The 14,064-nt window shown below is 38.5% G+C and carries 19 protein-coding genes and 1 other annotated feature; all 19 genes read right to left on the reverse strand.

The window, feature by feature from the left end; genetic code table 11:
• Positions 1 to 126: 126 nt before the first annotated feature.
• Complete coding sequence (locus tag H624_RS0102310; protein ID WP_026866146.1) at positions 127 to 714, reverse strand: class I SAM-dependent methyltransferase; 588 nt, start codon at positions 712 to 714, stop codon at positions 127 to 129.
• A 77-nt stretch (positions 715 to 791) separates the two neighbouring features.
• Positions 792 to 1,157 (reverse strand): 50S ribosomal protein L7/L12, encoded by a 366-nt coding sequence (gene rplL / locus H624_RS0102315; RefSeq protein ID WP_026866147.1) that lies wholly within the window; start codon positions 1,155 to 1,157, stop codon positions 792 to 794.
• A gap of 40 nt (positions 1,158 to 1,197) precedes the next feature.
• Positions 1,198 to 1,704: a 50S ribosomal protein L10 gene (rplJ, locus tag H624_RS0102320; RefSeq protein ID WP_026866148.1), complete on the reverse strand. Its 507-nt coding sequence runs from the start codon at positions 1,702 to 1,704 to the stop codon at positions 1,198 to 1,200.
• Between the two features lie 27 nt (positions 1,705 to 1,731).
• Positions 1,732 to 1,876, reverse strand: a sequence feature (ribosomal protein L10 leader region).
• A gap of 44 nt (positions 1,877 to 1,920) precedes the next feature.
• Positions 1,921 to 2,619 (reverse strand): 50S ribosomal protein L1, encoded by a 699-nt coding sequence (rplA, locus tag H624_RS0102325; protein WP_026866149.1) that lies wholly within the window; start codon positions 2,617 to 2,619, stop codon positions 1,921 to 1,923.
• Between the two features lie 59 nt (positions 2,620 to 2,678).
• Positions 2,679 to 3,104: a 50S ribosomal protein L11 gene (rplK, locus tag H624_RS0102330; RefSeq protein WP_026866150.1), complete on the reverse strand. Its 426-nt coding sequence runs from the start codon at positions 3,102 to 3,104 to the stop codon at positions 2,679 to 2,681.
• 147 nt (positions 3,105 to 3,251) lie between these two features.
• Positions 3,252 to 3,791, reverse strand: a complete 540-nt coding sequence (gene nusG / locus H624_RS0102335) for a transcription termination/antitermination protein NusG (RefSeq protein ID WP_026866151.1) — start codon at positions 3,789 to 3,791, stop codon at positions 3,252 to 3,254.
• 18 nt (positions 3,792 to 3,809) lie between these two features.
• On the reverse strand, positions 3,810 to 3,986 hold the full coding sequence (gene secE / locus H624_RS0102340) for a preprotein translocase subunit SecE (protein ID WP_026866152.1): 177 nt from the start codon (positions 3,984 to 3,986) through the stop codon (positions 3,810 to 3,812).
• 17 nt (positions 3,987 to 4,003) lie between these two features.
• Entirely contained in the window at positions 4,004 to 4,141 is a 138-nt protein-coding gene (gene rpmG, locus H624_RS12320) for a 50S ribosomal protein L33 (RefSeq protein WP_084145681.1), read from the reverse strand.
• 10 nt (positions 4,142 to 4,151) lie between these two features.
• Entirely contained in the window at positions 4,152 to 4,808 is a 657-nt protein-coding gene (locus H624_RS0102345; RefSeq protein WP_026866153.1) for an RNA polymerase sigma factor, read from the reverse strand.
• A 63-nt stretch (positions 4,809 to 4,871) separates the two neighbouring features.
• Positions 4,872 to 5,396, reverse strand: coding sequence for an NYN domain-containing protein (locus H624_RS0102350; RefSeq protein WP_035855783.1), 525 nt, complete (start codon positions 5,394 to 5,396; stop codon positions 4,872 to 4,874).
• A gap of 1 nt (position 5,397) precedes the next feature.
• Positions 5,398 to 6,138, reverse strand: a complete 741-nt coding sequence (gene rlmB, locus H624_RS0102355) for a 23S rRNA (guanosine(2251)-2'-O)-methyltransferase RlmB (RefSeq protein ID WP_026866155.1) — start codon at positions 6,136 to 6,138, stop codon at positions 5,398 to 5,400.
• Positions 6,135 to 6,536 carry a Mini-ribonuclease 3 gene (locus tag H624_RS0102360; protein ID WP_026866156.1) on the reverse strand — a complete coding sequence of 134 codons (402 nt, stop codon included), beginning with the start codon at positions 6,534 to 6,536 and terminating at the stop codon, positions 6,135 to 6,137. Before H624_RS0102360 ends, rlmB begins: the two co-directional genes overlap by 4 nt.
• Positions 6,529 to 7,923 carry a cysteine--tRNA ligase gene (gene cysS / locus H624_RS0102365; RefSeq protein WP_026866157.1) on the reverse strand — a complete coding sequence of 465 codons (1,395 nt, stop codon included), beginning with the start codon at positions 7,921 to 7,923 and terminating at the stop codon, positions 6,529 to 6,531. Before cysS ends, H624_RS0102360 begins: the two co-directional genes overlap by 8 nt.
• Positions 7,907 to 8,563, reverse strand: coding sequence for a serine O-acetyltransferase (cysE, locus tag H624_RS0102370; RefSeq protein ID WP_026866158.1), 657 nt, complete (start codon positions 8,561 to 8,563; stop codon positions 7,907 to 7,909). The genes cysS and cysE overlap by 17 nt, the downstream gene beginning before the upstream one ends.
• Before the next feature lie 248 nt (positions 8,564 to 8,811).
• The gene (gene gltX, locus H624_RS0102375) at positions 8,812 to 10,263 is read right to left on the reverse strand and encodes a glutamate--tRNA ligase (protein ID WP_026866159.1); all 1,452 of its coding nucleotides are present in this window, start codon (positions 10,261 to 10,263) and stop codon (positions 8,812 to 8,814) included.
• Positions 10,263 to 10,748 carry a 2-C-methyl-D-erythritol 2,4-cyclodiphosphate synthase gene (gene ispF, locus H624_RS0102380; protein ID WP_026866160.1) on the reverse strand — a complete coding sequence of 162 codons (486 nt, stop codon included), beginning with the start codon at positions 10,746 to 10,748 and terminating at the stop codon, positions 10,263 to 10,265. Before ispF ends, gltX begins: the two co-directional genes overlap by 1 nt.
• A gap of 1 nt (position 10,749) precedes the next feature.
• The gene (gene ispD / locus H624_RS0102385; RefSeq protein ID WP_026866161.1) at positions 10,750 to 11,424 is read right to left on the reverse strand and encodes a 2-C-methyl-D-erythritol 4-phosphate cytidylyltransferase; all 675 of its coding nucleotides are present in this window, start codon (positions 11,422 to 11,424) and stop codon (positions 10,750 to 10,752) included.
• Positions 11,421 to 12,473, reverse strand: coding sequence for a PIN/TRAM domain-containing protein (locus H624_RS0102390; RefSeq protein ID WP_026866162.1), 1,053 nt, complete (start codon positions 12,471 to 12,473; stop codon positions 11,421 to 11,423). The genes ispD and H624_RS0102390 overlap by 4 nt, the downstream gene beginning before the upstream one ends.
• A gap of 32 nt (positions 12,474 to 12,505) precedes the next feature.
• Entirely contained in the window at positions 12,506 to 13,885 is a 1,380-nt protein-coding gene (radA, locus tag H624_RS0102395; protein WP_026866163.1) for a DNA repair protein RadA, read from the reverse strand.
• Positions 13,886 to 14,064 lie beyond the last annotated feature (179 nt).

Below are 14,064 nucleotides of genomic sequence, written 5' to 3' on the forward strand. Positions count from 1 at the left end.
TAAACTGGACACTTTTTTAAACGCTCCATTCAACAAATGTACAGAAAAGTACATACTTATTGATATTAATTTAACATTCTATAAGAATAACACAGACAATTTGTCAAGTCAAATATTCTTTATATTTTATTTAATGCTTTTCAATATATAATACCCTTTATCTTTAACAACAATCTGCACATTACCAAAAGTCGATTGCAAGTATTTCTTATATGATGCCATACCTTGCTTCTTCTGGACAACCATATAGATTGCACCGTCTAAGGTCAAGCGTTCATATGCATCTCTTAAGATTTCTAAGACCACATCTTTCCCCGCTCTAAATGGCGGATTCGTAACATAAAGAGAGGTATCAATATTTGACTCATCAAAGTCATGACGGCTCATCACATTCACTGAGATTCCCGCTCTTTTGGCATTCTCATCTGCAAGGTCTGCTGCATCCTTATTCACTTCAACCATAATGGGATGCATACCTAATTCACGACCGATTACAATTCCGATCGGACCATAACCTGCGCCCATATCGATAAAACTTCCATCGCCTTGATAAGTGTCAACTACGGTTTTAATAAGTAAGGCACTACCGTAATCAACATTATTTTTAGAAAATACACCGCGGTCAGTTTTAAAGCGGTAAGTATAATCGTTAAAATCGAAGGTTGTTTCACCATACTCATGTGGCGTGTCATCTGTCGTATAATAATGTGACAAATAAATTTCCTCCAATCAGAAAAAAGTCTCCGCTAAACTAAGTTTGCGGAGACTTTTTGCGACAAAAATTATAGATACTATTTAAGTTCTACACCAGCGCCAACTTCTTCAAGTTGAGCTTTAAGTGCTTCAGCGTCTTCTTTAGAAAGACCTTCTTTAACAACTTTAGGTGCGTTGTCAACAAGTTCTTTAGCGTCTTTAAGTCCAAGACCAGTCGCTTCACGAACTACTTTGATTACTTTAATCTTAGATGAACCTGCATCTGTAAGTTCAACGTCAAATTCAGATTTTTCTTCAGCTGCAGCAGCTTCTCCGCCACCTGCTGCTGCTACAGGAGCAGCCGCTGTTACGCCAAATTCTTCTTCAATTGCTTTAACTAAATCGTTTAATTCTAAAACTGTCATTTCTTTAATGCTCTCAATGATTGTTTCAATGTTAGCCATGATTATTTTCCTCCATTTTATAATTGGTTTTTAGCTTAAATTAAGCTTCGTTGTTTTCGTTCTCTTTGTCTTCACCGACTGCTTTAACTGCATAAGCGAAGTTTCGTACTGGTGCTTGTAGCACTGAAAGAAGCATAGAAAGTAGGCCATCTCTTGATGGAAGAGATGCGATAGCTTTTACATCTTCAACAGGTACATAGCTGCCTTCGATGACACCCGCTTTAATCTCTAAAGCTTCGTGCTCTTTAGCAAAGTTGTTAATGATTTTAGCTGGAGCGATAACATCTTCATTAGAGAATGCTAATGCACTTGGTCCAACTAGGAATTCGTTAAGTTCAGAAAGTTCCAATGCATCAGCCGCACGGCGAGTCATTGTGTTTTTGTAAACTTTGAATTCAACGCCAGCTTCACGTAATTGTTTACGTAATTCTGTGACTTCTGAAACTGATAAACCACGGTAATCTACAAGAATAGTAGAAACTGAGTTTTTAAGTTGTTCAGTAATCATTTCAACGTGTTGCTGTTTTTGTTCAATGATGTTTGACATGTCGTTACACCTCCATAATTTTTGTCTGGAGCAAATAAAAAAGCACCTTTTACCAGCGGCAAAAAGTGCTCGAATATATGAAAATATAATTCAAGTCGTTTTATTTGCCTCGGCAGGAAAGTTATTAAGCTATAAAAGCTCCTGCTGTCTTAGGTAATCTTTAAAATTTACAAGTGTAAATATACCTCGTATACCTACACTTGTCAATATTTATTTTCAAACAGTTCTAATTACATTAGGGTCTACTGTAACGCCAGGGCCCATTGTGCTTGAAACTGTAACAGATTTAAAGTAAACACCTTTAGAAGAAGATGGTTTAGCTTTTTCTAAAATATCGTGAACAGCTTTAAAGTTGTCTACAAGTTGCTCATCAGAGAATGAAACTTTACCGATCCCAACGTGAACAATACCTGCTTTTTCAGCACGGTATTCAACTTTACCAGCCTTGATTTCTTCAACTGCTTTAGTCACGTCCATCGTTACTGTACCAGTTTTAGGGTTAGGCATTAAACCTTTAGGTCCTAATACGCGACCAAGTTTACCAACTTCACCCATCATGTCCGGTGTTGCAACGATAACGTCGAAATCAAACCATCCACCGTTAATTTTTTGTGCTAGCTCAGCTTCACCAACGTAGTCAGCGCCTGCTGCTTCTGCTTCTTTTGCTTTGTCGCCTTTCGCAAATACTAATACACGCTGTGTTTTACCAGTACCGTGTGGAAGTACTAGTGCACCACGGATCTGTTGATCATTTTTGCGCGTATCAATACCTAGACGGAATGCAACATCAACTGAAGCGTCAAAGTTTACAATAGAAGTTTCTTTTGCAAGCTTGACTGCTTCTTCAATTGAAAATGTAGAGTTTTGATCAAACTTTTCTAGAGCAGCTTGATACTTTTTACCTCTTTTAGCCATTTATATTCCTCCTTGTGGTTATAGCGGGGTTAATCCTCCCACGACCGTATTAATACTTATTATTTTTCGACAGTGAAGCCCATGCTTCGTGCTGTACCTTCAACCATACGCATTGCTGCTTCAACAGTTGCCGCGTTTAGGTCTTCCATTTTCGTTTCTGCGATTTCACGAACTTGAGCTTCTGTAACAGTTGCTACTTTGTTCTTGTTAGGCTCTCCAGAACCTTTTTCAGTACCAGCTGCTTTTTTAAGTAAAACTGCTGCTGGTGGAGTTTTTGTGATGAATGTGAATGAGCGATCTTCAAATACTGAAATTTCAACAGGGATAATTAAACCTGCTTGCTCTTGTGTACGCGCATTGAATTCTTTACAGAATCCCATGATATTTACACCTGCTTGCCCTAGTGCTGGACCTACCGGTGGTGCCGGGTTAGCCTTTCCTGCAGGGATTTGCAATTTCACAACATTAATAACTTTTTTAGCCACGATGTTGCACCTCCTCATAATCGTGATGTGGTCACAGGATGTTTAGATTTCATCCTCCCACTCATAAGTCTTTATACAAATAAAGATGGCCGCAATTTTGCGACCATAAAAGTATAGCATATTAACCTGTAATTTCCAAGTGTAAAATTAAAGTTTTTCAATCTGATCAAATTCAACTTCAACCGGTGTCTCTCTACCAAACATCTCAACAAGTACCGTTAGCTTATAACGTTCCTCATCAATCGATTCAATCACGCCCGTTTGATTATTAAACGGTCCTGAAACGATGTTAATGGATTCACCAACTTCAACCTCAACATCCACAATTTTCTCACTCATACCCATCTGACGAAGGATAAATTTCACTTCTTCTGGTAAGAGTGGGTTTGGCTTACTACCCGCACCTTGTGAACCAACAAAACCTGTAACTCCTGGTGTATTACGAACAACATACCAAGACTCATCCGTCATGACGAGCTCTACTAAAACATAACCAGGGAATGTTTTCTTCATTGCCGTCTTTTTCTTACCATCTTTTATAGATGTTTCCTCTTCTTCAGGAATAACGACACGGAAAATTAGATCTTGCATATTCATTGACTCGAGGCGCGCCTCTAAGTTTGCTTTTACTTTGTTTTCATAGCCTGAATAAGTATGTACTGCATACCACTCTTTGTCTAGAGACATTATACCGCTCCTTTAAAATTACATTAAATCAATTAGTGCTGTGATACCCAGATCAAGCACATAGAAAAACACTAAGAAAAATACAACTGTCACTACAACTGTTGTCGTATAACGGACGACTTCCTGACCAGTCGGCCAGCTGACTTTTTTCATCTCGCTGACGACATTTTGGAAGAAGTTCTTATTATTATTCATCAATCGTTCCTCCTGAACTATATAGAACTCTTATGCGTTGTATGCTTATTGCATTTGGGGCAAAACTTTTTCATGATGAGTCTCTCTGTGTGGGTTGGTCTGTTCAATGAGTAGTTACGAGACCCACATTCACTGCAAATCAGTGCAATTTTCATCTTAAAATCCTCATTTCAATTCTAATATACTATATCGATTTGAAGCGTTGTTGTCAACAATACTGTGTAAATCTTCAACCTCACCAAACTTTATTTTCAACCGATGAACTGTGTTTTTCACAGACTTTAGACCACACTTTAAAATACTCGCTATTTCTTGAACGGAATATCTTTCAAAAAAAAGTTTTAGTACGTATTTTTCACGAGTGGATAAGCTTTCTACAGCAGATAAGTAGTCTTCTGCCCTTTCCTTTAAATGAATACCTGCTAATGCATCCGAATGTGTACTATCAAAGATAGTTTCAAGTAATGGCTCCCAGCTGTTCCATGCTCCAGGATTCACCACTATCTTGTTATACATTTTAAAACGTATAGAACGAAGCGCATAGTTCATAAAATGACCGCGTTCATAATCATATCTAAAACACATCATAAACACCTCGATCATCATATCTTGAACCAGGTCATCTCGATCATATGACGTTATTTCATATTTAAATGACATTCTTAATATATGAGACCTAAGCAGTTTATCAACTGTATCAAAGGCAGCATAGTCACCGTTCTTCACACGGCAAGCAGCTCTATCTAAATCTTCTAAATCACTATCTTTGTAACTTGTACGCCTTTCCAACACTAAATGACTAGAAACCTTGATCCTATACAATCGATTCCCCTCCAACCTTTAGTTAACCTAAATATAAGTTGGAGGGGGGATATCTTCAAGTTGTCAATTTTCTCCCCGTCGCAGTTTTTCCATTTCTGCAAGTATTTCATCCGAAATATCCAATTTTGTCCTAGGCAGTTTTTCATTTATTGCCTTAATTCTTTTACTAATATTTTTATCTGCCTCGGACAAGTTCAACCACATTTCTCTCGATGAGATTCGGTAAGCTCCATAAGCAAAGATTGCATTTTGTTCAGTTAAGTCACTCGTTACTACACTGATATCACATAGAAATGGATGGTAATTATCATAGACAAATCTTTCGATAAATTCGTCTGCCGTTTCTTTTTCTTTCGTGTAGACCACTTCAATACCGTAATAATCCATCACGGCTTCTTTGCTTTTGACCTCGTAAGCATCAAAGACGCAGATAATCTCATAATTCTGAACTGCTTGGTATTCGCTCAATAGCTTTAATACTTTATCTCTTGCGAGTTGTAGAGACATCTGCGCTTCACGGTATAAATCAGAATTTGCCCCAATTAAATTGTAGCCATCGACGAGTAATACCCTTCTTTTTTTACGCACATTAACCACGCCCAAGTGGGTTTTGCTGCCTGTATACCTCATACATTAAAAGTGCAGCTGAAACCGAAGCATTTAAACTCGTTATTTCTCCTGCCATCGGTATACGAACGACAAAATCACATTTCTCTAGCGTCTTCTTACTGATACCTTCACCTTCGCTACCGATTACTACTGCAGTGTTCCCCTTAGCATTAATCTCACGATAATCCGTTTGTCCTGTTCCATCCGTACCAACAAGCCAGAAGTTATGCGCTTTTAAGGTATCGATTGTTTGGTTGATATTAGTCACTCTAATTACAGGTACATATTCAATCGCCCCTGTGGAGGTTTTTGCCACTGTATCTGTCAATTGTACTGAACGACGTTTAGGAATAATGACCGCATCAAAACCAGAAGCATCACAAGTTCTTATGATTGACCCTAAGTTATGCGGGTCTTCAAGCCCATCTAAAATAATAACATTTGCTGTTTTCCCCTCAACATTTTCTAAAAAGGTCTCAAGTGGCATATATTCATGCGCACTAACCATCGCCACAACACCCTGATGACGTTCTTCAGTCATGCCATCAATCTTATTTTTCGGCACCATAGAAACAACAATCTTTCTCTCTTTAGCGAGATCTAAAATTTCTTTTAGCTGTTGCTTGTTTGCTGTGTCCTGAACGTATACCTTGTTTATATCTGCATCTGTACGCAGTAGTTCTCTAACAGCATGACGTCCTGCAATTACTGAACCAGTCAAATGTCTTCACTCCCATCTGTAATTATAAGTTTCATAAGTTCATCTACTCTGTCAGTCTCTCCAGTCAAGGTTAAATACCCAATCAATGCCTCTATACCAGAAGCATTTCTATATTCTTGAATCGTTGCGTTCTTCGCTCTGGTTTGACTCGATTTATTACGCGCTTTTCTCGCAATGTCCCACTCATCTTCGGTGAGCACGCTAGTATTTTTCAAATAGTGTAATGCAGTTGCTTGCGCCCTAGCGCTAACCAACTTATTGGCCGCTTTGTGTAGGGCATCCGGTTTTGAATAAGGTTCATTTTCAATTAAATGCTCACGGACTTTAACCGCATAGACCGCGTCACCTAAAAATGCAAGGGATAGTGATGGAATTCTATTAATATCTATATTATCCACGTTTAAATCTCACGCCATCTTTAGTGTCTTCTAGGATAATTCCTTCATTTTTCAAGTTGTCTCTAATTTCATCAGCGCGTGCAAAATCCTTATTTTTTCTGGCACTTTCTCTTTCTTCAATCAGCGCTTCTATTTCTTCATCTAGGAGTACCTCTTTACGTCCTAAACTGACACCTAGTACTTGTGAGTATGCATCAAAGGTTTCGATAAACTTCTGTAGAACTGCCTTGCAAGTTGCTGGACGGCGTAAGTATTTGTTCAACTCACCCGTCAACTCATGCCATGCGGTAATGGCATTAGCAGTATTGAAGTCATCGTCCATATGACTTTCAAATAATTTAATATTATCATCAATAAGCTCAAGCACTTTACCATCAGATGCTTCACCAACCGCTTTTTCAAGACGTTCAAGTGCATGATGGTAGCTATCTTGAATGCGTTCTAAACTACTTCTTGCTGCATCAACTAATTCACGGTTATAGTTAATTGGATTTCTATAATGCACACTGATCATAAAGTAGCGAAGCACATTAGGCTCAATCTCCTTAATAATGTCATGCACAAGAATGAAGTTCCCTAAAGACTTAGACATTTTCGTATTATCAATATTGATGTACCCGTTATGCATCCAATAATTCGCAAACGTTTTGTCTGTCATACATTCACTTTGAGCAATCTCATTTTCATGGTGAGGGAAAGTTAAATCTTGACCACCAGCGTGAATATCTATCGTGTCTCCAAGATGACGACGGGCCATAACTGAACATTCAATATGCCAACCTGGACGACCTTCTCCCCAAGGTGATTCCCAACTGATTTCTCCTTCTTTCGCTTGTTTCCAAAGAACAAAATCTAGTGGATCTTTTTTCTTCTCACCCGCTTCAATCCTCGCACCGACCTTCAAGTCATCAACTGATTGTTGAGACAATTTCCCGTAGTTATCAAATGAACGTGTTTTAAAATAAACATCACCATCTGATTCATAAGCATGCCCTTTATCGATCAATATTTTAATAAATTCGATAATATCAGGCATGTGATCGAGCACGCGTGGATGGACTGTTGCTTTCTTAACATTTAAAGCACCTGTATCTTCAAAGAAAGCTTCGATAAAACGTTCTGCAATCTCTGGCACTGTCTCACCAAGCTCCTTAGATGCCTTTATTAATTTATCATCTACATCCGTAAAGTTAGAGACGTATTTCACATCATAACCTTTGTATTCCAAGTATCGACGTACTGTATCAAAAGCAATTGCTGGTCTTGCATTTCCAATATGAATATAGTTATACACTGTCGGACCACAAACATACATGCTGACTTTACCTTCTTGTAATGGTACAAATTCTTCCTTTTTTCTAGTAATTGAATTATATATGCGAACCATCTTTTACCTCACTCCCTACTTCTCTTCTGAAGTTATTAATATCTTTTTCAAGTTCCAATAATTTTTCAAACAGCGGATCTGGTATATCTCTATGATCGAAATTATTATGCTTTCTTATGCGCTGGCCATGCTGCTTAACGACGTGACCAGGAATTCCGACCACTGTGGAATGAGCTGGTACATTCTTTAATACAACAGAATTCGCTCCAACATTTGAGGACGCTCCGATGCGGATGTTTCCAAGTACTTTAGCCCCTGCAGCAATTAACACGTTATCATCAATATCAGGGTGTCTTTTATGGTCTTCTTTACCCGTTCCACCGAGTGTTACCCCTTGGTAGATTGTCACGTTATTACCAATGTTACATGTCTCACCAATCACTACACCCATACCATGGTCAATAAATAGACGCTTGCCGATATTCGCTCCTGGGTGAATTTCTATTCCTGTCATAAACCGTGTGACTTGCGAAATTACCCGGGCAATAATTTTAAAATTTTTCTTATAGAACCAATGCGCAACTAAATGCGCCCATACTGCGTGAATTCCAGAGTAAGTAAAGAATACTTCTAGCCGATTCTTTGCTGCTGGATCGAGCTCTAACACCATATTCAAGTCGTCTTTCATTCTTTGAAACATCTGTACCCTCCTTCACATAAGTAATATAAAAGCGCCTCTGTCCATATTGGGACAGAGGCGCATAAGCACGGTTCCACTCTGATTTTACTCTTTAATATAAGGTTTAAAGTACGTAAAAGCGCAATTCTATAAGGTTTATTGTTATCCTTTTCACCAACCGGATAATCTCTACATGTCCAGAACCTTATATACTAAACTTTTAACACCCATATTATACTTCGTCACCGCACCATTTTCAACATTCCAGTTTATTTCAAGCGTTCAATTCTTTCTAATGCTGTTTCTTGACCAATCAATGAAATCGCATCTGGTAATTCTGGTCCTTTAGTTTCTCCAGTTACTGCGACACGAATTGGCATGAATAATTTCTTACCTTTTATACCTGTTTCTTTTTGGACAGCTTTGATTTCAGCTTTAATTGCTTCAGGCGAGAAGTCTTCCATCGCTTCAAAATGGCTATACAGTGCCGTCATCAATTCATTTATATGATCTTGTTCTAGCACTTCTTTCGCATCTTCATCAAATTCAACATGGTCTTTAAAGAACTGTGCTGATAACTCAGTAATCTCAGCAGCATAGCTCATCTGTGGTTGGTATAAGGCAACAAGCCTACGCGCCCAGTCCAACTCTCTATCATCTGGGTTTTCTGAAACCTTCCCTGCTTTTTGTAGGAATGGTAGAGACATATCGAAAATTTCCTCAGCATTTTTTTGCTTCATGTACTGGTTATTAATCCACATTAACTTTTGATTATCGAAGAATGCTGAAGCTTTAGATAGACGATTTTCATCGAAATTATTAATCAATTCTTCCTTAGTGAATAGTTCTTCTTCACCTTCTGGAGACCAACCAAGTAAAGCAATGAAATTAAACATTGCATCTGGTAGATAACCTAATTCTTCATACTGTTCGATGAATTGGATAATTGATGCATCACGTTTAGATAATTTTTTCTTCTCTTCATTTACGATCAACGCCGTATGCCCGAACTTCGGTAATGGTAGGTCGAGAAGGTCATAAACCATCATTTGTTTTGGTGTATTTGAGATATGATCATCCCCACGTAAAACATGGGTGATTTTCATTTCATAATCATCAATGACAACCGCAAAGTTGTACGTTGGTACACCATCTTTTTTAACAATGACCCAGTCACCAAAACCATTAGAATCGAACGACACTTCACCTTTAACCATATCGTTGAAGGTATATGTTTTATCTCTCGGTACACGAATACGAATTGAAGGTTCACGACCTTCAGCCTTAAATGCTTCTTCCTGTTCAGCTGTAAGGTGCGCATGCTTTCCACCATACATCGGTGTCTGTCCATTTCTTAGTTGTTCTTCTCTTTCCGCTTCCAGCTCTTCAGAAGTCATGTAGCAACGATATGCAAGATCATTATCTAACAATTTCTGAATGTAAGGTGCGTAGATATCACCACGTTCAGATTGGCGGTAAGGTCCATAGTCTCCACCAACGTCGACACTTTCATCCCAGTCGATGCCCAACCATTTTAAATAGTTGAGCTGTGATGATTCACCTTCATCAACGTGACGTTGCTTATCAGTATCTTCAATACGAATTATAAAATCACCATCATAGTGGCGTGCAAATAAATAATTAAATAATGCTGCGCGCGCGTTACCGATGTGTAGGAATCCTGTAGGACTCGGTGCATATCTAACTCTAACTTTACTCATTATTTTGCCTCCTGTTTGTTAAGTAAGACTACCGCTTCACTTGCGATGCCTTCTTCTCTACCTGTAAATCCAAGTTTTTCAGATGTTGTTGCCTTGATATTAACATTCTCTATCTTTGTCAATAAAAGATCGGCTACATTCTGCCGCATTGTATCAATGTACTCTCTCAGCTTTGGTTTTTCTGCAATGACAACAACATCAATATTTCCAATTTCGTATCCTTTTTCAGTCATCATTTCGACGACTGCCGACAATAATTTCTTTGAGTCCGCATCCTTATATTGTGCATCCGTATCAGGGAAAAACTTACCGATATCTCCAAGGGCTAAAGCGCCGAGGATGGCATCAGTAACAGTGTGCAAGACGACGTCTGCATCCGAATGACCCTTCAAACCACGGTCATGTGGTATTTCCATACCACCTAAAATTAGTGGACGATTTTCATCAAAGGCATGAACATCGTATCCATGACCTATTCTCATCATATTAACCTTTCCCTTCAAGTATCAACTTGGCAAGCTGAATATCTTCAGCTGTCGTTATCTTAATATTATCATAGGATGATTCTGTTATATAGACAGACTCCCCGATTGCCTCTACCATCATAGAGTCATCAGTGACGTCAAGATGATGCTTTTTTGCATGTTCATAAGCTCTTTTTAAAATGCTTGCTTTAAATGCTTGGGGTGTATGTACAGAAATTATTTCCTGTCTCGGTAACGTTTCAACGACTTTATCATTTACAATTCGCTTTAAAGTATCTTTAACTTTTACCCCGCAAATGACTGCACCAGTTTCTTGAACCTTTTCTTTCAATCGTAGGATAATATCCTGACTAACAAATGGCCTCGCCCCGTCGTGGACAAAAATATATTCAGCAGAGTCTACATTAATTAATGCATTATAAATGCTGTCCTGACGTTCTTTACCACCAGTATGGATCCCTTTTACCTTAGCGACACTATGAAACAAGTCAGATACAACATCTCGTTCTTCCGCTCGGACAGATAAATGTATTGCTTCACAGTCCGGGTCTTCATCAAAAAATCTAACCGTGCGTGAAATAATAGATTCCCCGCCTATGTCTAATAAGACTTTGTTGTAGCCGAGGCCCATTCTAGAACCAAGTCCTGCTGCCGGAATAATTACTGTATACCTCATTTGTTTTTCTCTCTTTTCGCAAAGACGATACGTCCAGAATTTGTCTGCAGTACACTAGTTACAATGATTTTAACTGTTTGGTTAATCAATTGCTCTCCACGTTCGACAACCACCATCGTTCCATCTTCAAGGTAACCGACACCCTGGTTCTCTTCTTTACCAGTTTTGGAAATAAAGAGTTCAAAAACATCACCCTGTGCAACTACAGTTTTTATTGCATTAGATAATTCGTTCACGTTTAAGACTGGAATATCGTGGAGCTGACAGATTTTATTTAAATTATAATCCGTCGTTAAAATTGCACCGCCTTCTTTTTTGGCGATATCAATCAACTGTTGATCTACATCAAGTCTCTCATAAGTTACGGGTTCAATTTTTACGTTTTCATTATTGGTCTGTAACTTATTCAACATGTCTAAACCACGTTGCCCCTTTTCTCTTTTCACAGGGTCAGTCGCATCCGCAATAAGTTGCAGTTCATCCAAGACGAATTGTGGAATGACAATGTCTCCTTCTAAAAAGCCCGTTTCAACTACGTCGACTATGCGTCCGTCGATAATCACACTCGTATCGATAAACTTCGTCTTAGCTTCGGAAATCATTTTTTCCTTCGGGTTATTCTTTGGAAAGAAGTCCAGAACCTCACTGAACTTTCTCAAGCCGATAATGAAACCTAAGTAGCCAAAAACAACTGCCGACACAATCGGTACAATCTCTCCGACAAGTGGAATTTCTAAAGTATTAATCAATAGTGTGATTAGTACTGCAATCACTAAACCTAGTACCATTCCGAGTGTTGCAAAAACAATTTCGGTCAAACTTCTACTCAATAAATAACCTTCGCTTTTCTTCAAAAAGTTGTAAGCATGCTTGATTGTCCAGCCAAATAATAAGAAAAATAAAAGAATACCTAATAGGCCATATACAAGCACATTGTCTACTACTCTCGGAATATCAAACGGTAGCCAAACTGCTAGTTCTGGGAATAGCCAAGCACCTAATGATAAGCCAATCACTAAATAGACTGCATAGAGTAAGTATTTAAGCATCTTATCGCCTCCTCTCTTAAGCTTTTTTAAAATTAATCATTAAATTTTGTATGTCTCAATGCTTGTTTTAAAGTCTTAACACCCAACACTTCTAAACCATCAGGTACTTGGACCCCACTTAAATTGGACTGAGGAACAATAGCTCTTTTGAAGCCAAGTTTTGCCGCTTCTTGTAGCCTCTGTTCGATCTTTGTCACACGTCTGATTTCCCCAGTTAAGCCAACTTCACCAATGAAACAATCATCTCCTCGTACAGCAATGTTTTGAAAACTTGATGCAATACTGATGACTATACTTAAGTCTACTGCAGGTTCGTCTAATTTCACACCACCTGCTACTTTAATATAAGCATCATGTTGCTGCATCAGCAGACCTTCCGATTTTTCTAACACTGCCATAAGTAGCGATAGACGGTTAGTATCGATACCGGTTGCCATGCGTCTTGGATTGTGAAAGTGGGTAGGCGTAACAAGGGATTGTACTTCTACTAGCATCGCTCTCGTACCCTCCATAGTGGCAACAATAGCTGATCCTGGCGCATTTTTCGAACGTTCTTCCAAGAAGATTTCAGAAGGGTTTAACACCTCTTCTAAACCACTCGCTTTCATCTCAAAAATACCCATCTCATTTGTTGAACCAAACCTGTTTTTCACTGCTCTTAAGATACGATAAGTATGATGCTGATCCCCTTCAAAATAGAGTACAGTATCAACCATATGTTCAAGCAATCTAGGACCTGCAATCTGTCCATCCTTTGTGACATGTCCAACTATAAAGGTTGCAATATTATTGCCCTTAGCGATATTCATAATAGACTGTGTACTCTCTCTCACTTGTGCCACTGAACCTGGTGCGCTTGTAACGTCTGGGTGAAAGACAGTCTGAATTGAGTCGATAATCAAATAATCTGGTTGGATCTTTTTAATTTCATCATGAATATACAAAAGGTTTGTCTCACAAAAGACTGTTAAATTGGATGGTTTTGAGGTAATGCGGTCTGCACGCATTTTAATCTGCTCTAGAGATTCCTCCCCAGATACGTATAAAACGTTATGGTTTTCAGCTAGAATTAATGCAGTCTGTAAGAGAATAGTGGACTTCCCTATACCTGGGTCACCACCAATTAAAATAAGCGATCCATTAACAATACCACCACCGAGCACTCTATCGAATTCCCCAGAACGCGTAGTTGTTCTTGGTGTGACTTTCTTTTCAATGGTACTTAATTTAGATGCTTTACTACGCTCATCTATCTTATTTTTTCCGAGCGTCCCTCGACCACTAACGGTTTCTTTATGTACAATTTTTTCTTCAAGCTGATTCCACGCACCGCAATTTGGACATTTACCCATCCATTTAGGTGTTTCATAACCACATGCCATACACTCAAAAGTAACTTTTGGTTTTGCCATTCGTGTATACACTCCCCCACTATATTTCTTTTTCTATTGTATTATTTATCTACTTGTTTTAAAAGGCTAAAACCTTACAGTTAAAGACTTTTATAGAATTTTGTTGAGTAATTCACAAAAGTAAAATTATATTACTAGTTATAAAATATCCCTCTTAAGTATTCACTTTTTAAGTGTCT

Origin of the sequence: Jeotgalicoccus marinus DSM 19772, from assembly GCF_000425825.1 — a bacterium.
GTDB classification, from domain to species: Bacteria; Bacillota; Bacilli; order Staphylococcales; family Salinicoccaceae; genus Jeotgalicoccus; species Jeotgalicoccus marinus.